At 59.1% G+C, this 23,150-nt stretch carries 20 protein-coding genes; 1 reads left to right on the top strand and 19 read right to left on the bottom strand.

The window, feature by feature from the left end; all coding sequences use genetic code 11:
* Positions 1-93 precede the first annotated feature (93 nt).
* The 14 genes from recN to GOW16_RS00990 form a co-directional block, all read right to left on the bottom strand.
* Positions 94-1,743 (bottom strand): DNA repair protein RecN, encoded by a 1,650-nt coding sequence (gene recN, locus GOW16_RS00925; protein ID WP_170409363.1) that lies wholly within the window; start codon positions 1,741-1,743, stop codon positions 94-96.
* Between the two features lie 35 nt (positions 1,744-1,778).
* Positions 1,779-2,621 (bottom strand): outer membrane protein assembly factor BamD, encoded by an 843-nt coding sequence (locus tag GOW16_RS00930; RefSeq protein ID WP_170409365.1) that lies wholly within the window; start codon positions 2,619-2,621, stop codon positions 1,779-1,781.
* Positions 2,622-2,748: 127 nt separating this feature from the next.
* A complete protein-coding gene (gene lpxC / locus GOW16_RS00935) occupies positions 2,749-3,669 on the bottom strand; it encodes a UDP-3-O-acyl-N-acetylglucosamine deacetylase (protein WP_170409367.1) in 921 nt (306 codons plus the stop codon).
* Positions 3,670-3,883: 214 nt separating this feature from the next.
* On the bottom strand, positions 3,884-5,503 hold the full coding sequence (gene ftsZ, locus GOW16_RS00940; RefSeq protein WP_170409369.1) for a cell division protein FtsZ: 1,620 nt from the start codon (positions 5,501-5,503) through the stop codon (positions 3,884-3,886).
* A 761-nt stretch (positions 5,504-6,264) separates the two neighbouring features.
* Positions 6,265-7,599: a cell division protein FtsA gene (gene ftsA / locus GOW16_RS00945; RefSeq protein WP_170410493.1), complete on the bottom strand. Its 1,335-nt coding sequence runs from the start codon at positions 7,597-7,599 to the stop codon at positions 6,265-6,267.
* An 8-nt stretch (positions 7,600-7,607) separates the two neighbouring features.
* Entirely contained in the window at positions 7,608-8,603 is a 996-nt protein-coding gene (locus tag GOW16_RS00950) for a cell division protein FtsQ/DivIB (RefSeq protein WP_170409371.1), read from the bottom strand.
* A complete protein-coding gene (locus tag GOW16_RS00955) occupies positions 8,591-9,508 on the bottom strand; it encodes a D-alanine--D-alanine ligase (protein WP_254429654.1) in 918 nt (305 codons plus the stop codon). Before GOW16_RS00955 ends, GOW16_RS00950 begins: the two co-directional genes overlap by 13 nt.
* Positions 9,509-9,617: 109 nt before the next feature.
* Positions 9,618-10,544 carry a UDP-N-acetylmuramate dehydrogenase gene (gene murB / locus GOW16_RS00960; RefSeq protein ID WP_170409374.1) on the bottom strand — a complete coding sequence of 309 codons (927 nt, stop codon included), beginning with the start codon at positions 10,542-10,544 and terminating at the stop codon, positions 9,618-9,620.
* A gap of 45 nt (positions 10,545-10,589) precedes the next feature.
* A complete protein-coding gene (locus GOW16_RS00965; protein WP_170409376.1) occupies positions 10,590-10,844 on the bottom strand; it encodes a DUF2484 family protein in 255 nt (84 codons plus the stop codon).
* Positions 10,841-11,089: a DUF2484 family protein gene (locus GOW16_RS00970; protein ID WP_170409378.1), complete on the bottom strand. Its 249-nt coding sequence runs from the start codon at positions 11,087-11,089 to the stop codon at positions 10,841-10,843. The genes GOW16_RS00965 and GOW16_RS00970 overlap by 4 nt, the downstream gene beginning before the upstream one ends.
* Positions 11,090-11,165: 76 nt before the next feature.
* Complete coding sequence (murC, locus tag GOW16_RS00975) at positions 11,166-12,575, bottom strand: UDP-N-acetylmuramate--L-alanine ligase (protein ID WP_170409380.1); 1,410 nt, start codon at positions 12,573-12,575, stop codon at positions 11,166-11,168.
* Positions 12,572-13,669, bottom strand: a complete 1,098-nt coding sequence (locus tag GOW16_RS00980; RefSeq protein ID WP_170409381.1) for a UDP-N-acetylglucosamine--N-acetylmuramyl-(pentapeptide) pyrophosphoryl-undecaprenol N-acetylglucosamine transferase — start codon at positions 13,667-13,669, stop codon at positions 12,572-12,574. Before GOW16_RS00980 ends, murC begins: the two co-directional genes overlap by 4 nt.
* Entirely contained in the window at positions 13,669-14,832 is a 1,164-nt protein-coding gene (gene ftsW / locus GOW16_RS00985) for a putative lipid II flippase FtsW (protein ID WP_170409383.1), read from the bottom strand. Before ftsW ends, GOW16_RS00980 begins: the two co-directional genes overlap by 1 nt.
* Before the next feature lie 150 nt (positions 14,833-14,982).
* A complete protein-coding gene (locus GOW16_RS00990; protein WP_170409384.1) occupies positions 14,983-15,786 on the bottom strand; it encodes an arylamine N-acetyltransferase family protein in 804 nt (267 codons plus the stop codon).
* Between the two features lie 151 nt (positions 15,787-15,937).
* On the opposite strand from GOW16_RS00990, the gene GOW16_RS00995 reads away from it, so the two are divergent.
* The gene (locus GOW16_RS00995; protein ID WP_170410498.1) at positions 15,938-17,119 is read left to right on the top strand and encodes an NAD(P)/FAD-dependent oxidoreductase; all 1,182 of its coding nucleotides are present in this window, start codon (positions 15,938-15,940) and stop codon (positions 17,117-17,119) included.
* Here GOW16_RS00995 and GOW16_RS01000 read toward each other — a convergent pair.
* From GOW16_RS01000 to GOW16_RS01020, 5 genes are all read right to left on the bottom strand, one after another.
* Positions 17,116-17,490 (bottom strand): glycine zipper family protein, encoded by a 375-nt coding sequence (locus tag GOW16_RS01000; RefSeq protein WP_254429655.1) that lies wholly within the window; start codon positions 17,488-17,490, stop codon positions 17,116-17,118. The two genes, GOW16_RS00995 and GOW16_RS01000, sit on opposite strands and share 4 nt — an antisense overlap.
* Before the next feature lie 105 nt (positions 17,491-17,595).
* The gene (murD, locus tag GOW16_RS01005; protein ID WP_170409388.1) at positions 17,596-18,996 is read right to left on the bottom strand and encodes a UDP-N-acetylmuramoyl-L-alanine--D-glutamate ligase; all 1,401 of its coding nucleotides are present in this window, start codon (positions 18,994-18,996) and stop codon (positions 17,596-17,598) included.
* Between the two features lie 149 nt (positions 18,997-19,145).
* Positions 19,146-20,228: a phospho-N-acetylmuramoyl-pentapeptide-transferase gene (gene mraY, locus GOW16_RS01010; protein WP_170409390.1), complete on the bottom strand. Its 1,083-nt coding sequence runs from the start codon at positions 20,226-20,228 to the stop codon at positions 19,146-19,148.
* Between the two features lie 39 nt (positions 20,229-20,267).
* Entirely contained in the window at positions 20,268-21,659 is a 1,392-nt protein-coding gene (locus tag GOW16_RS01015; protein ID WP_170409392.1) for a UDP-N-acetylmuramoyl-tripeptide--D-alanyl-D-alanine ligase, read from the bottom strand.
* Positions 21,656-23,137 (bottom strand): UDP-N-acetylmuramoyl-L-alanyl-D-glutamate--2,6-diaminopimelate ligase, encoded by a 1,482-nt coding sequence (locus tag GOW16_RS01020; RefSeq protein WP_170409394.1) that lies wholly within the window; start codon positions 23,135-23,137, stop codon positions 21,656-21,658. The genes GOW16_RS01015 and GOW16_RS01020 overlap by 4 nt, the downstream gene beginning before the upstream one ends.
* Between the last annotated feature and the right edge of the window lie 13 nt (positions 23,138-23,150).

The raw sequence follows: 23,150 nt of genomic DNA on the forward strand, positions 1-23,150 counted from the left end.
CGGGGATCACGTCTTTCCCCTTAGTAAGCCACGGAGCGACCTTATAAAAGTGGGATCGCGACGGATTGAACACAGGAAAGCGGCAGAAAAGCCTCAGGCGTCCAAAAGGGCACGGGCGGCGGCACGGGCCTCGTCCGTAATTGTGTCACCTGCGACCATACGGGCGATTTCGTCCACACGGTCAGGTTCAGCCAACGGAACTACGGTAGACAGCGTCTGCCCATCGGTAACCTGTTTCTGCACACGCCAATGGTGTGCCGCGCGGGCCGCCACCTGCGGCGAGTGCGTCACCACCAAGACCTGCCCACCATGTGCCAGAGATGCAAGGCGCCGCCCTACCGCGTCAGCGGTCGCGCCACCAACGCCTCTGTCGATCTCGTCAAAAATCATCGTGCGCGCACTGTCGTCACCCGCTAGACAGACCTTGAGCGCCAGCAGGAACCGGCTGAGTTCACCGCCCGAGGCGATCTTGTTCAGAGGCCCGGACGGCGCACCGGGGTTGGTGGCCACGGTGAAGGCAACCGCGTCGGTGCCCTCGGGGCCGGGATCGGCCGGGGTGATTTCGGTCTGGAACACGGCGCGTTCCATCTTCAACGGGGCGAGTTCCGTCATCACGGCGGCGTCCAGCTGCCCGGCCGCCTTCTGTCGCGCAGCGCTTAGTTGTGCTGCCGCATCGTCATACGCGGCCTGTGCGGCGTCCACCGCCGCCCGCTGATTGGCCAGATCCACGTCACCAGCATCAAGCCGGTTCAAACGATCGCGCAAGGTGTCGGCGAAGGTGCCCAGATCGTCGGGCGCGACGTCGTGTTTACGGGCCAGTGCGCGGATTGCAAACAGGCGTTCTTCGGCTTGCTCCAATTCCGCCGGATTGAAGTCCAGTTTTTGCAGACATGCGTCGACGCCGTCCTGTGCCTCACCCAATTCTATTAATGCGCGTCCCAGTGCCGCGATTGGTTCCTCCAATTGACCGCCCGCATTGTCCGATACGCCTTCAAGCCAGCGCACCGCGTCGGCCATCGCCCCCTCGGCCCCGTCCCCGCCCAGCAGAGAAAAAGCGCGGGCAACGTCATCGCGGATGCGCTCGGCCCCTTGCATCATGCGACGGCGGGCGTCGAGCTCGGCGTCCTCGCCCGGTTGCGGGTCAAGTTGGTCAAGCTCGGAAACCGAGTGCCGCAGAAATTCCTCTTCCGCGCGCATGGCTGCGAGAGACGCTTCTGTCTGAGCCAACGCCTTGCGCGCGCGGGACATCTCGGACCAGGCGGAACGTACCGCCGCCAGGCGGATTCCCACTCCGGCGTAGTCGTCCAGCATCGCCCGGTGACCACGCGGGTTTAACAGGCCGCGGTCATCGTGCTGACCGTGCAGTTCGATCAGCGTTTCAGAAAGTGCACGCAGAACCTCACCCGAGCAGCGACGATCATTGACCCATGCAGTTTTGCGCCCCTCAGCCGTATTCACACGGCGCAGGATCAGCTCTTGACCGCCGGGCAGCCCCGCTTCGGCCAGAATGTCATGCGCCGGGTGACCTTCGGTCAGTTCGAATTCGGCCACGACTTCACCCTGAGCGGCCCCTTGCCGGACCAGTTCAGCCCGACCACGCCAGCCCAGAACAAAACCCAGCGAATCCAGAAGGATCGATTTGCCCGCACCAGTTTCACCAGTCAAAGCGTTCAGGCCCGGCTGAAACGTCAGTTCCAGCCGGTCGATGATCAGCATGTCGCGGATATCGAGGGCGCGCAGCATCGGGTCTTAGCGTCCCACCCCTTTGGCCATGGCGATTACAACCACTCACCTTTGATCGTCTGGCGGTAGATCGTACTCAGCCAGTTGTTGCCTCGGCTCTTGAGACCCAGACCACGTGAGGTCAACAGCGCATAGCCTGCATCATACCATTCGGACGATTGATAGTTGTACCCAAGAATGGCACCGGCTGTCTGCGCCTCATCCACCAGACCCAGCGCCAGATAGGCCTCGATCAAGCGATAAAGCGCTTCGGCGGTGTGGGATGTGGTCTGGAAATCCTCAACCACGACACGGAACCTGTTGATGGCAGCGGAATAGTGATCCTGGCGCAGATAATAGCGCCCAATCTCCATCTCTTTGCCAGCCAGATGGTCAAAGGCCAGATCGAATTTCAAAACCGCCGAGGTTGCGTATTCGCTATCCGGATAGACTTCGATCACAGTTCGCAGGGATTGCAGCGCCTGAAATGTCAGGCCCTGATCGCGACCGACCTCGTCAATCTGGTCATAATAGCTGAGCGCCAGAAGATATTGGGCATAAGCCGCATCTTCGTCGGTCGGGTAGAAATCAATGTACCGCTGCGCAGCACCTCGGCTCTCTTCGTAGTTTTTATCCGTGTGGTACGAGAACGCCTGCATGATCAGCGCGCGCTTGGCCCAATCGGAATACGGATACAGACGTTCAACTTCTGAAAAATACCACGCCGCATCGTCCGAACGATTCTGCGACAGCTCATATTCGCCACGCGTGAAAATCTGTTCAGGAGTGAACCCTTCCAGGTTCTGATTGCGATCAGCGCCTTTCCCAGCGCACGCCGTCAAAACTGCTGTCAGAAGAATCGCGCTTGCGAACCTGACTGCCGCTTTGGTGCCAACCATTCCGCCTATCCTTGTCGTATTACTTGACGGGGTTAAGCCCCGATTTAGGCCAAGGTCTAGCACATATAATTCCGGTGCAAAACGTCTTATGCGCACGTTCGCGGAATTGTCGTCAGAGTTGGTCCAATCAAGCGACTTCCGGGATTTCGTCCCAAACCAGGCCCTGCCCCGGAAGGCGGGCAGCCTGCGCAGGTGTGCACAGGATCGGACGAACCGCACCCGGCGTTTCGAACAGCTTGCGCAGCAAAGTGTTCGTCATTGCATGGCCGGATTTGTCACCAGTGAAGTGACCAAAGATCGGGCCGCCTGCCAGATACAGGTCGCCAAGGGCGTCCAGCATTTTGTGGCGCACCGCCTCGTCCGCGTGGCGGAAACCACCCGGAGTAAGGACTTCGTTACCCTGAACAACAACGGCGTTTTCCAGCGTGCCGCCCAAAGCCAGCCCGTTCTCGCGCATCGCTTCGACATCGGTGCGGCGACAGAAGGTCCGGCAATCGCAAAGTTCACGTGCAAACGAGCCGTTGCGCATGTCCAGTGTCTTGGTCTGGCTGCCAATGGCACCGTCTTCAAAATCGATGTGGAAGTCGATAATCAAACCGTCCGCAGGCGCGATTGATGCGCTGGCACCTTCGCGCACAGCGGTCACCGGCTTAAGAACCTCATACGCCAGAACCGGGCTGGTCTGACGGCGCACGCCCTTCGCCATGATACCGCGAACGAAATCAATCGATGATCCGTCCATGATCGGAACCTCTGGGCCATCAATCTCGATCAGCGCGTTATGTATGCCGCACCCGGCCAGCGCGGCCATGATGTGTTCAACTGTGGACACGGACACACCCGCGTCGTTGATCAGGCGGGTGCACAGCGGGGTACGCTCGACCACGTCATAGATCGCAGGGATGAGGGCATTGCCCAGCTCAATATCCGTCCGTTTAAACCAGATGCCATGACCGGCAGCCGCTGGCTTCAGGACCATCGTCGCAGGCTTACCGCTATGCAGTCCGACGCCTTTAAACGTGACCGGAGATTTGAGCGTATGTTGCAAGGTGAACCTCGAAGAGTGGTGTCCGGCCTCGTTCTGGCCGTGTTGGACACTCAGTTAAGGAAGGCAGCGTCAAGGCTCAACTCACTCTTTGTAACCGAATGAAACATGTATGTAACAGATCGGCAAATCCCTGCTTACACCCCCTTAAAACCCCATAAAATAAAGGAAAAGGGCCGCCATTTGGCGACCCTTTGTAATCATTTTGTTACCGCGATCAGTTGGCTTGGCGCCGTAAAAAGGCGGGAATTTCGATCCGATCCTGCTCCGGATCGGCCTCATCCCTTGCAGGTGCCGTAGCGTCAGATTGGCGCATAACAGGCTGCTGACGGGGCGGTTGCGCCGGCGTATCTGCCGCATGACCGGTCATCCGATCGATCAGACGGTTAAAGCCAAACCGGGGCCGATCATGGGCTTCGTCCTGAGGTGCAGGGGCTGGCTGAGGCGCTGCGGGACGAACCATCGACGGGCTCCGCTCGGACGGCGGAACGTTCTGCACGGCGGCCTGCAAGCGCTGCAGCGCCTCGGGCGACGGTGTTCCCGCTGCCGGTTGAGGCTGCGGCGCGACATAGCTTTCGGGCGCAGGCTCAACCGGTTCGGGGGTCGGCTCGAATTCGGCAACGCGCGGCTGATAGGCCGGCGGCGGCAGGCCATCATCATCCTGTTCGGCGCGCGTCTGAAACTGCGGTTGCGCAGGTTCTGTTGGCGCTTCAAACAGCGAGGGCTCGCGGTTCATCTCTTGCTGCGGCGCTTGCTCAGCAACTTCTGCAGCAACCGGCGCCTCTTCCTGCACCGGCTCTTCAGCCGAAACAGTGCGGGTTAGCGGTGCAGACATCGAGCGGCGCGCGACCGGTACATCCTCAGTCTTTTCGCTGGCGTCGATTCCGGTTGCGACGACCGAAACGCGCATGCCACCTTCCATCGCCGTATCCAGGGTCGAACCCACGATGATGTTGGCCTCGGGGTCCACTTCCTCGCGAATACGGTTCGCGGCCTCGTCCAGCTCGAACAGTGTCAGATCGTGCGAACCAGTGATGTTGATCAGAACGCCCTTGGCACCCTTCAGGCTGATTTCGTCCAGCAGCGGGTTGGCGATCGCCTTCTCGGCAGCCTGAACAGCGCGATCTTCGCCGGTGGCCTCACCGGTTCCCATCATCGCCTTGCCCATCTCGTCCATTACGGCGCGAACGTCAGCAAAGTCGAGGTTGATAAGACCCGGACGCACCATCAGGTCAGTCACGCCCTTGACACCTTGATACAGAACATCGTCTGCCATCGAGAACGCCTCGGTAAAGGTGGTCTTTTCGTTGGCCAGTCGGAACAGGTTCTGGTTCGGGATGATGATCAGAGTGTCGACGACCTTTTGCAGCATCTCAACGCCATCTTCGGCCTGACGCATCCGCTTGGCGCCTTCGAACTGGAAGGGCTTGGTCACGACACCGACTGTCAGTACGCCCAGTTCCCGCGCGGCCTGCGCGATGATCGGAGCGGCGCCTGTACCAGTACCACCGCCCATACCGGCAGTGATGAAGCACATATGCGCGCCTGCAAGGTGATCGACGATCTGTTCGATGCTTTCTTCGGCAGCCGCCGCACCCACGGTCGGACGGGCCCCTGCCCCCAGACCTTCGGTGACTTTCACACCCAGTTGCACCCGCGCCGAGGACTGGCTTTGTTGCAGCGCCTGCGCGTCGGTGTTGGCGACCACAAAATCGACGCCATCCAGCTGTTTCTCAATCATGTTGTTGACAGCGTTTCCGCCTGCACCACCAACGCCAAATACTGTGATCCGAGGCTTCAGTTCGTCGTGCCCGGGCATCGAAAGATTCAATGTCATGCTCTGTCCGCCTGTTTTTTGTTCCCGCCAAAGCGGTGTTTTTCTTACCTATCCACTAACAATCCTACCGATCGAAACGGCAAACGTCACGCCAAAAATCGCGTAATTCCACAAAATATGGAGGAAATAAGGCGATGACCGGCAGTATTTCGCATAAACCGCCAGATGTTGCGCAAAGAACTCAATGTAGCACAAAACAGGCGATTTGCGCGCGGCGCTCAACCAACGCATCACCAGAGGGGACTCATAAACTGTCAAACTGCGGAAAACTGCTCAGGTCCTGCCGCGGGCCTCTGTCGGGCCTTGTGGATATCTTGAGGGATAAATGAGTCTGCCGCAACCCGTTTCTTTAGCTAATCGGGGTACTTGGACAATTCAGACCTTCGGTCGTGATCCGGCGAACCTCTTGAATCTCCGAATTCACAAGTGTCGCTAGCCGTACCATTAACCTGCCTTCATGCTCGAATGGCCACCAACAAACTGCCGGACCTTCGATTTCATCATCGTAAAGGAAACAAATCTGACCGTTTGGTGTTGTGATTTGCCCGTAAACGCACCCTCTGCCCTCACGTCGCCAAACCGACAGCGTTGGGCTGAGGAATTCTTCGGTCCCGACAATCTCACCGCTATGGAAGTCATGAAAATCGACAGTTTTCCCCAGGACCGCTGCCAAAAACGCCTCGGGTGAAATGCGGGTCTGCGCTAATGCTTCCATCGGTGCGACTGCGCCAAGGCACGCAATCAGCGTCGCGGCGATAAGTCTACCAATTGTCACGGAACCAACGCACGGCTCGTTTGAATGGACGCGCCGAATAGGTATCGACCGGAATTTCAAAGTCCCACCATTCGTCCTGCGGGTGCGCTGCAAACAGACTGAGACCCACGGCGGACGAGAAGCCCGGCCCGGTTGCCGATTGCGGCAGGCCATGCACACGCAGCGGTCGGCCGAGGCGGACACGCTGTCCAAGGATGCGGGTCGCCAGACCGTCCAGCCCCATGATCTGGCTGCCGCCACCGGTCAGCACGATCTGCTGGCTGGGCAAATGCTCGAACCCGGCCGCATCCAGACGAACACGCACTTCTTCAAGGATTTCTTCAACACGGGGACGCATGATCCCGATCAGTTCAGCTCGGCTGACCGTGCGGCGATCATGTTCCCAATCGCCGGTATCCCCGCCGATGTCGATCAGGTCCCTATCATCCGCGCCGGTTGCGTGAACGCCACCGTTAAAGGTTTTGATCCGCTCGGCCACCGAGGCGGGAATGCCCAACCCCATCGAAATGTCCGAGGTCACATGATCACCACCCATGCGCACGCAGTCGGCGTAAATCATGTGCTTTTTCATAAAAATCGACACGCTTGTCGTACCGCCACCCATGTCGATACAGGCCGCGCCCAGTTCCTGCTCATCTTCGACCAAGGCGGAAACACCAGACACATAGGCCGAGTTTGCAATTCCGGCCAATTCCAGATCACAGCGTTTGATACAGCGTACGATGTTCTGGATCGCAGTCGCGTCGACGGTCAGCATGTGCATGTCGACGGCAAGGCTCTGCCCCATTTGGCCGCGCGGGTCGATCAGTCCCGAGCGGTTGTCCAAAGCGAAGTTGACCGGTTGGGCATGCAATACCTCACGCCCTGCCCCGTAGTCCGGCACATCACAGGCGTTCAGGACACGCCCAACTTCGGCCTCTGTCACGACCTGACCCTCAAGATCGACCTGTGCATCCAACCCGTAAGAGCGTGGATTCGCACCCGAGAAACTAGCGATCACGTGATCGACCCGGATATCAGCCATCTTTTGCGCCGCTTGCAAAGCGGTCCGGATAGCCCGTTCCGTTTCCTGCATGGCGGTGACTTCGCCGAACTGTACACCCCGCGACCGAGTGGTCGCAGCACCGATCACACGAAAGCCGGTCTGCCCGGCCATCGACCCGATGGTGTTGTCCTCGCTCAGGCGGCCCGTTCCGTCAAAGCGCAGCACAAGACAGGCAATCTTGGAACTACCAACATCGAGAATGGCGACGACACCGCGTTGCATGGCTTGTCTGCGCATCTGCCGCATGGCGCGCTGGGACTGATAAAGATCGGTCATCATGGTCGTTACTGCTCGCTACCCACTGTCACTTTTGTATTCCACCAGTCTTCGCTGGCGGCTTTGGTCATTCTTATTGTCGGACGCTGTCCGAGGCGCATGTCGACGACTGCCACGTCGCGTTCCAGAAGATCCTGCACCTCATTCACCGCCAAAACGCGCTCCAACGCGCGCACCGGGCGTTCAGTCGGCAACATGATGCGCTGACCGCGATCCATAACCAGATCCCAGCGACGTTCCCCGATGCGGACCAGCCCGCGCACTCGACCGCCCAAGCTGCGGGCGGTTGTCAGCAATTCTAGCGCCTCGCCCACGTGACCGTCGGCACCTTTGCCGGCGATCAGCGGTAAATTCGGGTGATCCTTACGAGCGGCGATACGTTCCACATGGGCACCGGTTTCGTCCAACAGCTCGATCCCGTTCCGCGTACGCCAGACGATTACAGGCTGACGCTCGACCACATCCACCTGCAGAATGCCGCCCGGGCGCACCCGTACCGTGGCGGATTTGACCGGATTCAGCCCGGTAATCGTGTCGCGGATTTGCTCAACATCCAGATCCCATGAACTGACAGGGAAATCCAGCGGCACAACCTCGCGGATATCTTCGGACAGGTTGGTCCCTGCACCGTCAATGGCCATCAGATTGACCATGAATTCGGGCCGTTGCTGGATCGAAGTCTTGATGTCGATGACATAGGTCACCACCGCATCGCGACGCTCTTGCGAACCAAAATAGATGCCAACCGCAGCGCAGACAGCAAATACCGGGAGGCCAATTTTCAGGCCACGTCGGATACCCGGCGTCAGCATCCAGCGCTGCAGGCGGTAGCTGAGGCGCGACGGGGCCGGGTCGAAACGGCCACCTTTGCGGCCGAATATCCCTTTGAGCCGCAACTTGGGCTCAGCTCCGGTTCGTGCGCCGGATTCGAAATCGGCATCGGGGCCGGCCAGTTGCCTGGGCCGGTGCACCACGGGCGCGCGGGTGGCTCTTAGCGGTCGCATGATGCGTCCTCCACCATCCAGGCGCAGAGCTGTCCAAATGTCAGGCCCAGATGCGCGGCCTGTTCCGGAACCAGCGACGTCGGCGTCATGCCAGGTTGCGTGTTGGTTTCCAGCAGGAACAGCCCATCGGCCCCCATGCTGTCATCCCAACGGAAATCCGTGCGGCTGACACCCTTGCACCCCAGCGCGTTGTGGGCGCGCAACGCGTAATCCATGCACAGGTCAAAAATCTCAGCCGGAACATCAGCAGGCAAAACGTGCCACGATCCGCCGGGCTTATACTTGGCGTCATAATCGTACCAGCCGCCATCGGTCATGATCTCGGTAACGGTTACGGCCTTGTCGTTCATCACCGTTACGGTCAGCTCGCGCCCGGCAATGTACTTCTCGACCATCACCTGATCCGGCATCTCATCCGACAGCTGCGGAGGCCCATTGGACCCCTCGTGCACGATGTAGATCCCGACGCTTGAGCCTTCGTTGTTGGGTTTGGCCACGTAAGGAGGCTCCATCACATGAGCCTTAATCACCTCAACCTTGGGAACGATCATGCTGGCAACAACGGGCAGGCCCTCGACCTCAAACACCTCTTTGCTGCGCTGCTTGTCCATCGCCAGTGCCGAGGCCAGAACGCCTGAATGCGTATACGGGATGCGCATCCATTCCAGCAGGCCCTGCACACAGCCATCCTCGCCCCAGCGGCCATGCAGGGCGTTGAACACTACGTCTGGCTTGATGTCCAAAAGGCGCGCATAGAGGTCAGGACCAGCGTCCAGCTCAACCACTTCAAAGCCTTCTCCCCGTAGGGCGGCTGCGCATTCGCGCCCGCTGCTGAGAGACACCTCGCGTTCCTTCGAGGGGCCACCCATCAATACCGCCACTTTGGGGTTTGTCCTGCTCGACATACCCAACGTGCGCCTCAATGTCCCTGGACCTTATGTGGTGGTCCAAACTGCGTTTATGCCTTTGATCCGTCGCCTTAATTAGCCTGTTATCGGTCTGACGGTTCGGGCTTTATTCTGTGAGCGGATCACCGACCCGCATGATTTCCCACTCTAGCGTGATGCCGCTTGTTTCGTAAACCTTTTTTCGCACCTCTTCCCCCAGACCTTCGAGGTCCGCGGCAGAGGCATCACCGGTATTGATCAGAAAGTTCGAGTGCTTTGGACTCATCTGCGCGCCGCCCCTTGTCGCGCCACGCATTCCTGCATCGTCAATAACCTTCCACGCCTTTAGGTCGTGCACATCATCTTCACGGCCCGTCGAGGAAAATCCCGCCGGGTTGCGGAAGGTTGACCCGGCGCTGCGGTCTTTGGTTGGTTGCGTTTCGTCACGTTTTTTCAGCTGGGCCGCCATGCGGGCGTGCAGTTCGTCCGGATCACCCGACGGTCCTTCGAATGTAGCTGAAACCAGAACAGCACTTTCGGGCAAATCAGACTGGCGATAGCGGAAATTCAGGTCCTCGGTTGTCAGGTCCACAACCTCTCCCTGCCGTGTGACAATAGTCGCCTTGCGCAGCACGTCCGCCGTGTAGCTGCCGTAACACCCTGCATTCATCCGAACCGCACCACCGACAGAACCCGGAATAGTGCGCAAAAAAGTCAGATCCACCCCCCCATCCGCCGCCTTGCGTGCCACATGTGCGTCCAATGCGGAAGCTCCGGCAGTGACGGTATTTCCCTCAACCGAGATACTGTTGAACCCGCGCCCAAGCCGGATCACCACGGCGCGCAAACCACCATCGCGAACGATCAGGTTCGAACCGACACCCATGGGAAACACCGGCACCTCTGTCGGCAAATCGCGCAGAAAGGTTTGCAGGTCTTCAATGTCGGCGGGCTGGAACAGATAATCCGCCGGACCGCCAACGCGCAGCCATGTCAGGTCGTTCAGATTACGGTTTTCGGTGAGTTTACCGCGAGGAGAGGGAAGCGCTGTCATGTCGGCTAGATCGCGGATTTGGACGCATAACGCAAGCCGCATCCTTTAAGAGGCGGACCCGATCATCTTACGCACCCAACGCCCAAGGTAAATCACCGGCCAGCGCAGTACCGACATGCCTGCCGCCAGAACGATCAAGCCAATCCAGGGGCCGTTCTGCAAGGTTACGTAACCCAGGATCGGAATTCCGACAGCAATCAGCATATAAGCACGGGTCCAGTGGTTGTCTTTACTGGGGATCATCGCCAGCACATTCGCGGAAACTCCCCAAAGGGCGGCAAGGGCGATCGACCAGTTCATTCCTCGACCTCCTGCCCGGTCCAGCGACGCCAATAAAAGCGAATGGGGTTGCGGAACATGGATGCAAAGGCGGCAAAGGCCAGCACCGAGAAGAACCAGCCAAAATCATGGCCCAGCCAGACGATCAACGCGGGGGCGGAAACGAACAGGACAACGCCCGGCGGAAACTGCAGGCGCATCGGCAGCATGGCCACGACCGTTGAGGCCAGAACCCACAAGCCGGCGAATAGCACTGAATAGACCAACTACCCCTCCGAGGACGATCATTGCTGCAATTGCAACATCACACTTTAAAGTTGCACTGCAAGAGAGTCCATTCCATCAAACGGCTTGTTTGTGCTGCAACCTATCGGGCAGCCCGTTGGCCCAGGCGCTGATCGTACCGGCCCCGAGGCAGACGACCATGTCACCGGGGCGGGCCTGTTCACGAACAAGACGCTCCAGATCATTTTCATTCAGCAATGCGCGCGCGTGGCGGTGGCCGTGGCGGATCAGGCCCTGCACCAGATCATCTCGGCTGGCCCCTTCGATCGGGTCCTCTCCGGCGGCAAAAACATCGGCGATGGCGACAACGTCCGCATCATTGAAACAAGTGCAGAAATCGTCAAACAGGTTGGACAGACGCGAGTAGCGGTGCGGTTGGTGCACGGCGATGACACGCCCCTCGGTTGCCTGACGCGCGGCTTTGAGAACGGCTGCAATCTCAACTGGGTGGTGACCGTAATCGTCGATGATGGTGACACCATCGACTTCTCCGACCTTAGTGAAGCGGCGGTTGACGCCACCGAAGTTAGCCAGCGCGTCACGGATTTCCGAAGCCTTCATACCCAGATGGCGAGCAACAGCCACAGCGGAAAGCGCGTTCGACACGTTATGATCTCCGGGCATTGGCAACGTGCAGCCCTCGATCACCTTGTCTTCGTATTGCAGGTGGATGTCGAAATGCGCCACGCCGCCTTTGTAGGCCAGGTTTTCCGCCCGCACATCGGCCTGAGCGTTAAACCCATAAGTGCGCACACGGCGGTCTGTGATGCGCCCCACCAGTGTTTGAACCTCGGCATGGTCAGTGCAGCAGACAGCCAGCCCATAGAAAGGCAGGTTTGAGACGAATTCGTAGAAGCCGTCGCGCAGTTGATCGAAATCACCCCAATGCTCCATATGCTCGGGGTCGATATTGGTGACGATGGCGATCGTTGCGGGTAAGCGGTTGAATGAGCCGTCGGATTCGTCGGCCTCGACCACCATCCACTCTCCCTGCCCCATCCGTGCGTTCGAGCCGTAGGCGTGAATGATACCGCCATTGATGACGGTCGGGTCGAAATCACCCGCCACCATCAGCTCGGCCATCATGGTGGTCGTGGTGGTCTTGCCGTGCGTACCTGCTATAGCGATATTCGACTTCAGGCGCATCAACTCGGCCAGCATGTCGGCGCGGCGCACCACGGGCAGACCACGTGCGCGGGCACCGTCCAATTCCGGGTTGCCCGGTTTGATCGCCGTCGACACTACCACAACAGCCGCGTTTTCCAGGTTTTCGGCGCGTTGTCCGACAAAAATCTCAGCCCCCAAGTCGGCTAAGCGGTCGGTGATCTTGGACGCCTTGAGGTCCGACCCCTGCACCCGGTAGCCGAGGTTCAGCAACACCTCAGCAATCCCCGACATCCCGATCCCGCCAATCCCCACGAAATGGATCGACCCAACGTCTTGCGGCAGTTTGGTTGCAGGATTCATGTCGTCTCCTTCTGCGCCAGTTGTTCGACAAGGGCTGTCAGACGCTCAGTGGCGTCGGGGGCACCGGTCGAGAGGGCGGCATGGGCCATCTTTTGTGCGGCTTCGGGGTTAGTCAGAACTGCGGTGATTTGCTCTGTCAGCGCGGGAACGTCAAGCGCGTTTTCCGGGATCATGATCGCGCCGCCCGCCTGAACCAATCCGCGCGCATTGGCGGTCTGATGGTCGCCTGCGGCGGCTGCAAATGGGATTAGAATCGACGGTCGGCCGATGACCGAAATATCGGCAACGCTGGACGCGCCAGACCGGCTGATGACGAGTTGTGCATCAGACATGCGACGCGGGACATCGTCGAAGAAGGGCTTGACCTCGGCCCGCATGCCATGATCGGCGTAAAACGCGGTTACCCGTTCCCCATCTTCGTCGCGGGCCTGATGAGCAACGCGGATATGGCTGCGCAGGTTTTCGGGTAAGGCAGCAATCGCGCCGGGAACAACGTCGCTGAGAATGCGTGCACCCTGACTGCCACCCATGACCAGAATAGACATCGGATAGTCGCCGGGCGGGATGTAACCTGCTGCCTCGCGTTCAAGTACGGCAGCGCGGACTGGATTACCCGTGTGGATGCCCTTGGCACCATCCGGCAGATCTGTCGGCCAGACACCACAGGCAACGTTGGCGACACGCGTGGCAAACAATTGGTTCACGCGCCCCAGAACGCCGTTTTGTTCGTGGATCATGCGCGGAACTTTCAACATCGTCGCGGCACCTAGCGCCGGAATCGACGGGTATCCGCCGAATCCAACAACGACGTCCGGTTTGTCGCGCATCATTTGAAGCGCCATGCTGGCGACACCACCCGCAATCTTGGGCCCTGCCAGCGCCTTTGCGGCCAGCCCGCCGCGTGCGAATGTGGCCGAGGCAACCTCGACAATCTCGACCGTATGCGGAAAGCCACCGGTGTAACGCGCGCCACGCTCATCCGTGGACAGGCGCACGCGCCAGCCTTTGTTCAGCATCGCCTCGGCCAGCGCCTGCGCCGGGAACATATGGCCCCCGGTGCCGCCAGCCGCAATCAAAAGGTAAGGTGTCCCCATTATCCTCGTCCGCGCAGAATATCGCCAAGTTCGCCCTGTGGGCGGCTCCGGGTAAAGGCCAGCAACATGCCGACGGCGATCCCACCCGCAATCAGAGATGAGCCGCCGTAACTGACGAACGGCAGCGTCATGCCCTTGGCAGGCAGCAGGCGCACAGCCACACCCATGTTAATCATGGCCTGAACGCCAAACATGCAGGCCAGGCCGGTCCCCGCCAAACGGATGAACATATCACGTTCCCGCATCAGCCGCAGCAGTGACCGCACCACGATCAGGGAATACAGCGCGATGATGATCAGCACCAGGATCAGACCGTACTCCTCGGCCGCGACAGCGATGATGAAATCCGTGTGGGCATCGGGCAACGACCACTTCACCTGCCCCTCACCGACGCCAACACCAAACAATCCACCCTCACGAATTGCGTTGGTGGCATAGCCAAGCTGAGTGGTCGGGTCGACCTCTTGGTTCAGAAAGCCATCAATACGGCGGGCAAAGTGTTCCGAATTCGAATAGGCAAACATGCCACCTAAAACCACGACCCCGGCCATGCCCACCAGCAGCAACATCGGTGCACCGGCCACAAAGTACATCACGCCCCAGCCAAACAGGATCAGGCAGGCCTGACCAAAGTCAGGTTGAAAAACCAGCATCGCAACAATCGCCATGCATAGCGCAAAAGACCACAACCGGCCCGGAGGGCCGTTGATCTGTTGGGACGCCGCCAGCAACCATGCAGCTACAACAACAAATCCGGGCTTCAGGAATTCCGACGGTTGCAAGGACGCAAATCCCAGCGAGTACCAGCGCACAGCCCCTTTGCCGAAGTCGGTTCCGAAGACCGGCAGGAAGGCCAGCGCCACGAATGAAGCGAGAAACCCAAGGACAGCCAACCGGCGCACCAGTGTCGGCGACATCATCGACGTCAGCAGCATCGCAATCAGCGCCAATCCGCCGAAAAGCGCCTGCCGCTCGACATAGTGGAAGGGGTCAAACCCGTTACGCCCGGCCAGTGGTGGCGACGAAGCCAGCCCCAGCAACAACCCGATGACAAACAGGATCAGAACGCAGGACATCGTCCAGCGATCAATCGTCCGCCACCATTTCGGAAGAATCGGTTCTCCGCGCTGGTCCTGGACCGCGCCATACACCATCTCAGTCATGAGATACCGCCACTCTCTGCCTCGTTAACGTCCCGTTTTCGGGATCTGTTCGGGAGTCTACAGGGATTTTTGCATTTGGGCTAGCGGAATGAATAAGGATGGCGAAATCCGCTTGGCTTTGCGGTAGAGCAGCGGAACACCAACCAGGCGTCACCCCGCAAACAACTCGCCATGACGTTTCATGATCTTAGACCAGACTTCAGCAATCGCCGGGACATTCAGGCCGAAGTCATACTTCAGGCAGTCGGCCAACTCCTTTGGTGTCGAAAGGGTTTCCTCACGTGTTCCCACGGTATCAAACGTCGTCAACACCCGACCACGCAGAACAACGTGCCTGTTGGTATAGCGTTTTTGCGCGGTCAAAGTGCGTAGAAATGGTGAGTTGGGATCGGTCTGCAATTTCGTGCTGGCTGGCTGAAACACCCTTGGCTCGACACAATCCAGAGCAAACCAATACCCGGCCTCCCTCCCGCCCGCACTTTCTGAATATTGAATATAGCCTTCATTTTGGGCGGCGAGAGTAATGTCGTAAGGCTGCTGCGAAACCTTGATGGGTTTGAGCGGCACGGGAGCAGACATTGCGCCGCCAAATCCAACATCAACAAGCAACTGCTCATCGCATTCGACTTTCAGCAGCATGTGATCCGGTGCCTGATCCGGAGAAGGTTTTTCCAGGCCTACATATCCCGCCAGATATGCCACCTCAAATCCGATTTCCTGCAGTACCCAGCTGAAAAGAGTGTTTAGCTCAAAGCACCACCCGCCGCGTTGTTGCAGAACAACTTTTTCAAACACGTCGCTCGGATCAAATGACACCGGAACACCCAACTGCTGATCGATGTTTTCGAAGGCAACCATCCTTAATTGCGCAGCGAAGAGATTTTCGAGCGTTGCCCGATTTGGCTTCAGGTCGCCCGAATACACGATGCGGTTTAAGTAGTTTTCCAAATCCATTTCTGCACCCTTAGAAACATGACGCAGTTTGTGCGTCACAAATCCGTTTGTAGTTCCTCAAGTTAGGTTGAGCTCAAGGCAAAAAATTGGATCAGTCTTCTGAACCTTTGCCCCCTTGCCTTCTTTTACGATCCACGCCATCCACCCGCGCATGACTTACGATACGATCATCCTTGGCGCTGGCGCAGCCGGCATGATGTGCGCTGCTCATTGTGGCGGGCGCGCATTGGTGATCGATCACGCTAAGGCACCGGGTGAGAAAATCCGCATCTCGGGCGGTGGGCGTTGTAACTTCACCAACATGTACGCAGGCCCGGGCAACTTCCTGTCGAGAAACCCACATTTCTGCAAATCCGCACTGGCGCGGTACACGCAATGGGACTTTATCGATCTGGTGAGCCGCCATGGCATCGCGTGGCATGAAAAGACTCTGGGACAATTGTTCTGTGACGGGTCATCAAAACAGATCATCCAGATGTTGCTGGATGAGATGGAACGTGCCGGGGCTGAGCTATGGGTTCGGACCGAAGTAAAAAACTTGCGTAAGACCGAAGGCGGATTTGATCTGGACGTCGAGCGTGAAGGGCAGCGGCATAGCCTGAGCTGCACCAACCTCGTGCTGGCCACGGGCGGAAAGTCGATCCCCAAGATGGGTGCGACCGGGCTTGCCTATGACATCGCGCGCCAATTCGGATTGCGGATGACCGAGACCCAGGCGGCACTGGTGCCGTTCACGTTTTCGGACGGAAAATTCAAGGAACTGTCTGGCGTATCCCTGCCTGCGCGGCTGTCGAATGACCGAACCAGCTTTGACGAGGCGCTGCTGTTCACCCATCGCGGCCTCAGCGGGCCGTCTGTTCTGCAACTGTCCTCGTATTGGCTTGAGGGCGAGGCGATCCGGGTCAACCTGATCCCGGACCTGCCGCTGTTTGATTTGCTGCGCGATCAGCGGCAAAGCGGAGGGCGCAAGGCGCTGACCACAGAACTGGCGCGCCACTTACCTGCGCGATTGGTCGATTACCTGAGTCTGCATATCCCGATGCAGGGCAATCTGGCTGATCAGTCGGATACCGCATTGGCAGATCTGATTACTGCTCTGTCGGATTGGCGACTGACACCCTCGGGCACCGAAGGTTATCGTACTGCCGAGGTCACCTTGGGCGGGATAGACACGAATGATCTGTCCTCAAAAACGATGGAGGCCAGGGATGTCCCCGGCCTCTATGCGATTGGCGAAGCGGTGGATGTCACCGGCTGGCTGGGCGGCTACAATTTCCAGTGGGCGTGGTCCTCGGGCCACGCCGCTGGAACTGCAATCGCCGGGCAAAGTTAGCCGACGACGTTGTAACCACGTCCGCGCATGCAGTTGCGCACGATAACTTCTTTGTTCTGGTTCTTGTTGATCACGTCTGCACCAGCGCCAACCAGCGCACCGGCAACTGCCGCCCGGCCCAGATTGTCACTGCTGTCCTGAACGATCCCGGTCACGGCCGCAGCACCCGCCGCACCTATCGCTGCGTTCCCGGCGGTGGAGCCGTCAACGCTTGCCTGAGACGCCGCCAATTGCTGGCATTGCTGCAGGTCCACGTTGTAGTTCGGGCCAATCGGACCGTCGACAATCGGCTGATAGTTGGCACCAACGTTCGTGCAGGCTCCGACCACCAGAATGGCGGGAAGGATCAAAGAAATCTTACGGTATGGCATAATCATGACCTCGTGTTGAATTTGCAGGCAAGCAAAACCAATAATGATGGCGCGTCAAGCTGATAGCATTGTAGCTTGGCCCAACCGGCGGTCTATTGCAAACGGCTATTCCGCAAGCCTCTGTTTTACTTCCGCCACAAAATCCTCTCCGCGCTGTTCGAAATTGTCATACTGATCGAAACTGGCCGCTGCTGGTGCAAGCAGGACGGTCTCGCCAGGTTGCGCGTCCTTCATGGCTTGCTCAACGGCCTCGGACATTGTGATGCAGACCTGCACATCGGCTTCAAGCTGCATTGCGAAATTCGCGGCCTCCCTCCCGATGACATAGGCCTTGACCACCTGTTCTGCGGCTGCGTTCAGGGCGGCCACACCACCTTCTTTCTCAAGTCCTCCACATATCCAGCGGATCTGCTCGAAGGCACTCAGCGCCTTGAGCGCGCTATCCACGTTGGTGGCTTTTGAATCGTTCACGTAAGTAACACCATCCGCCTCGGCGATGACCTGACTGCGATGCGGCAGGCCCGGATAGCTGTGCAGCGCATCCTCGATCACGCGCGGCGCCAGCCCAAGCGCGCGACAGGCCGCGTAGGCAGAACAGGCGTTTTGGTGATTATGTGCGCCCGGCAAACCTTTGATCCCGCGCAAATCGATCGAGCCCGTTTGCCGTCCCTTGCGGTATTCCGACAGGAAACCTTTACGCGCAAACACCTGCCATCCAGGGCCTGTCAATTTACGTGCAACCGACACGCGGATGACGCGATCATCGGCGGGGCTTTCGGCCAGTTGACCGGCCAGAAACGCGCCTTCCTTCTCATCTATGCCGATCACGGCGCGATCCGGTCCGCCCTCCGAGAACAACCGACGCTTTGCGGCAAAGTAACCCCCCATCCCGCCGTGACGATCCAGATGATCCGGTGAGAGATTGGTGAAAACAGCCACGTCCGGTGTCAGGGCGCGGGCGAGTTCGGTCTGATAGCTGGACAGCTCCAGCACAACGACCGAACCGTCTCCGCCCGGATCGATATCCAGCACACCGCGCCCGATATTGCCTGCCAGCTGCACCTCACGCCCAGCTTCGGTCAGGATGTGATGGATCAATGCCGCCGTGGTCGATTTTCCGTTCGACCCGGTCACTGCAATCACACGCGGCGGAGTGTCATAGTTGTTCCACTCTGGCCCCGCAAAGGACCGGAAAAACAACCCGATGTCGTTGTCGACCCGAACACCGGCTTCAAGCGCTGTAACCACAACCGGGTTCGACTCCGGATACAGATGAGGGATACCGGGCGAAACAATCAGCGTAGCGATGTCGTCAAACGCGCCATGACGGCGCAAATCGGTGCATGCGAACCCTTCGGCTTCAGCCGCTTCCCGCGCGGCGGGATTGTCATCCCAACAAACCGGCTCAGCCTTGCCCGCTACCAACGCACGCGCCGTGGCCAGCCCGGACCGGCCCAGCCCCAGAACTGCAACCTTTTGCCCTGAAAACCCTTTGACCGGGATCATGCTGCCCACCTCGTTTGAGTTTGAATTGGCCGCCACACTGCACCGAAGAAATCCCGAATGGCAAGGGTGGCAAAAGGCTCGCGCGGCAGCGCGAGCCGGGCCCAACAGGTGGCACGTGGACCGCAGGTCCATCGAACCTGGCGGGAGCTCTACCGGACTTTCAGCGTCGCCAAACCGATCATCGCGAGGATCAAAGAAATAATCCAGAATCGGATAACGATAGTGGGCTCCGCCCAGCCCTTTTTCTCATAGTGATGGTGGATCGGTGCCATCAGGAATACCCGACGTCCAGTGCGTTTGAAGTACAGCACCTGGATGATCACACTCAGCGCCTCGACTACGAACAAACCGCCGACGACTGCCAGAACCAGCTCGTGCTTGGTGGCCACCGCGATGGCACCCAAAGCTCCGCCCAGCGCCAGCGACCCGGTATCACCCATGAACACCGCGGCCGGTGGAGCGTTGTACCAAAGGAAACCGAGACCGGCACCAAAAAGCGCTGAGGTAAAGATGAAGATCTCACCCGTCCCCGGCACGTAATGCACGTCCAGGTATTCGGTAAAGTCGACCCGCCCCACGGCATAAGCAATCACACCCAGCGTCGAAGCCGCGATCATTGCCGGCATGATGGCCAGACCATCCAGACCATCGGTCAAGTTAACCGCGTTGGCGGCACCGACGATCACGATGATCGAGAAGGGAATGTAGAAGATGCCCAGATTGATCAACGTGTCCTTGAAGATTGGCAATGCCAGCTGGTTCTGCAGCGCCTCGGGATGGTGCAGCGTCGCCCAGGTCGCGGCCAGAACCGCGATGATGACCCCTAGCGCCATACGCATTTTGCCCGAAACGCCCTTGGTGTTCTGCTTTGACACCTTCGCGTAGTCATCTGCAAACCCGATCGCCGCATAGGCTAGCGTTACAAACAAGACCATCCAGACATAGGGATTATCCCACCGCGCCCAGACCAATGTCGATGTCACCAGCGCGCCTACGATCAACAGCCCACCCATTGTCGGTGTGCCAGCCTTTGAAAAATGCCCCTCCGGACCGTCATCCCGGATCGGCTGGCCCTTGCCCTGTTTTTTGCGCAGCACGTTGATCAGCGGCTTGCCGAAGATAAACCCGAAAATCAGCGCAGTCAGAAAGGCGCCGCCAGCGCGGAACGTGATATAGCGGAAGAGGTTGAAAAAATCCCCTCCGTCCGACAGGGCGGTCAACCAATAGAGCATTACAAAACCTTTCTCACACAGAGGTGGCGGGCGCGATCATCAATCAAGCGCGCCCCCTTGCCCCATTTTATGCAAACCGTCAACAATCTGTGCCAAGGCCATGCTCAGCGATCCCTTGGCCAAGACCGTGTCGCCGGGCTGAATAAGCTCTGGCAGATGCGTAACCATTTCGGCGCTGGTCTCAAACCAAAGCCCGCGTTTGTCCGCCGGAAGCGCGTCGTGCAGGGATTTCATCAGCGGACCAACGCAATGCACTTGGTCTACACGCGGCATAGCTGATACATCCGCCATCGCCGCATGCATGGCGATCTCTTCGGCCCCCAGCTCTTTCATGTCCCCAAGAAAAGCGATGCGGCGCTGGCCTTGCGCGGCGGCCAAAACGTCCAGCGCTGCCTCCATCGAGGTCGGATTGGCGTTATAGCTGTCATCCAGCAGTTCGATCCGGCCACCATCTGCCAGCGCGATCTGTTCACGCACCCCGCGGCCTATGACCGGTGACCATCCGCCGAGACCTGCAATTGCCTGATCCAGATCGACGCCCATTTCGACACAGGCGGCCAAAGCGCCCAACGCATTCATGGCGAAATGCGTGCCCGCTGACCGAACGTCAAACCCAATCGCACGCCCTGCGACCGTCGCAGCTGCATGAACCGAGTCGGCCCCTTGCGATACTTCAGTCAGTGTGTAGTCAGTGCCACTGTGGCCAAAATATACCGTCTTTACACCCAAGTCCTGCGCGATGGTGCGCAAGACGTCCGCGTGTTCGATATCCGCGTTTACGATAGCCGAACCGCCCTCGGTCAGGCCGTCAAAGATTGCAGCTTTTTCACGCGCAATACCGGCCACTGAATCGAAAGCCTCAAGATGCACCGCTGCGACCGTCGTTACCATCGCCACGTGCGGGCGGGCCTGACGCGCAAGCGGAGAAATCTCTCCGGGGTGGTTCATACCGATCTCGATCACAGCGAACTCAGTGTCGCGCGGCATCCGCGCCAGTGTCAGTGGAACACCCCAATGGTTGTTGTAGCTGGCGACGCTGGCATGAGTTTTTCCCTGCGTTTCCAGTATTTTGGCCAGCATTTCCTTGGTCGAAGTCTTGCCAACGCTTCCCGTAACGCCCAGCACCCGCGCGTTGCAGCGGTCGCGGCCCGCGCGGCCCAATGCTTCTAGCCCCAGTTGCACGTCTTTAACGATCAACAGCGGCGCATCCTCGGACAGGCCATCTGGAACATGACTCACCAGAGCCGCGCCTGCGCCTTTTTCCAAGGCTTGCGCCACAAAATCATGCCCGTCGCGCGCAACCTTGAGCGCGACAAAAAGATCGCCGGGCTGGATGGTGCGCGTGTCGATCGACACACCATTGACCGCCCAGTCCGAAGTGACGCGTCCACCGGTTGCCTCGGCGGCCTCTGCTGCAGTCCACAAGGTCATGCCACCCTCCCGTCCAGTGCGGCCACACTGATGCTGGCCTGTTCGACATCATCAAATGGCAGAACCTGATCGCCAACGATCTGGCCGGTTTCATGCCCTTTACCCGCAATCAAAAGCGCGTCCCCGGGTTGCAGCGCGTCTATCCCGCGCAAGATGGCCTCGGCCCGATCGCCGACCTCGGTGGCCTCTGGTGCCCCGCCCATCACGGCGGCGCGAATGGTGGCCGGATCTTCGCTGCGCGGGTTGTCGTCGGTGACGAAAACCACATCTGCGTGGTTGGCGGCGGCTTGCCCCATCAGCGGGCGCTTGGTCGCGTCGCGATCACCGCCCGCGCCGACAATGGCAATCAGGCGGCCCATCACATGCGGGCGCAGTGCCTGGAGCGCGGTCGCCACTGCGTCAGGTGTATGAGCGTAATCCACAAACACCGCTGCCCCATTCTCTCGCGTCGCGGCCAGCTGCATGCGTCCACGAACCGTCGTGAGATGCGGCAGGGTTTCGAAAACGTGTTCAGGCTCCTCCCCTGCAGCAATAACCAAACCGCAGGCCAACAAGATATTTTCGGCCTGAAACCCGCCGATCAGATTCAAACGGGTTTGGAAGATCTTGCCCTGCCAAGAAAACCGCAGGTCCTGACCTGTTGCGTCAAACCGCTGATTCATCAGGCACAGGTCTGCTTCCCCAAGCCCAACGGTCAGAACCTTCTGCCCCCGGTCTTCGGCAATCTGAAGGACCTGAGCGCCCTTGGGATCGCTCATGTTGACGACAACAGTGCCGTCTTGCGGCAGGACCCGATCAAACAGGCCTGCTTTGGCTTGGAAATACGCCTCGAACGTTTCGTGGTAGTCCAGATGGTCCTGAGTGAAGTTAGAAAACCCCGCCGCAGCCAGCTGCACCCCGTCCAAGCGGCGCTGTTCCAACCCGTGCGAGGATGCCTCCATCGCCGCATGAGTCACTCCGTTCTCCGCAGCCTCGGACAGGCAACGATGCAAAGTGATTGGTTCGGGCGTTGTATGGGCTAGTGGTGCGGTCCACGCCCCCTCAACCCCTGTGGTCCCGAGGTTCACCGCAGCGTGACCAAGTTCAGTCCAGATCTGACGAACAAATGTCGCAACCGAGGTTTTGCCATTGGTGCCAGTAACCGCTACGATGGTCTTAGGTTGCGCTCCGAACCACAGCGCGGCGCACCCGGCCAGCGCCTGGCGCGGGTCCTCGACCACGATCAGCGCCGCATCTGATGTGGCCAGTTCGTCGGCTGCGATCTCTGCCCCTTCAGCATCCGTCAGGATGGCTGCAGCCCCCATGCGCAACGCGAACTGAATGAACTCACCGCCATGAACACGCGTACCGGGAAGTGCCGCAAAGAGGAAACCGTCTTTGACTTCGCGACTGTCGACCGCCAGCCCTGTGATATCAGGATTGGTGCCACCTCGGGCGGTCAGGGCCAGTTGGCTGAGTTTCTTTGTCCTTGCGCCCATGACCCACCTCGTT

Origin of the sequence: Ruegeria atlantica (assembly GCF_013033965.1) — a bacterium.
Classification (GTDB): Bacteria; Pseudomonadota; Alphaproteobacteria; order Rhodobacterales; family Rhodobacteraceae; genus Ruegeria; species Ruegeria atlantica_D.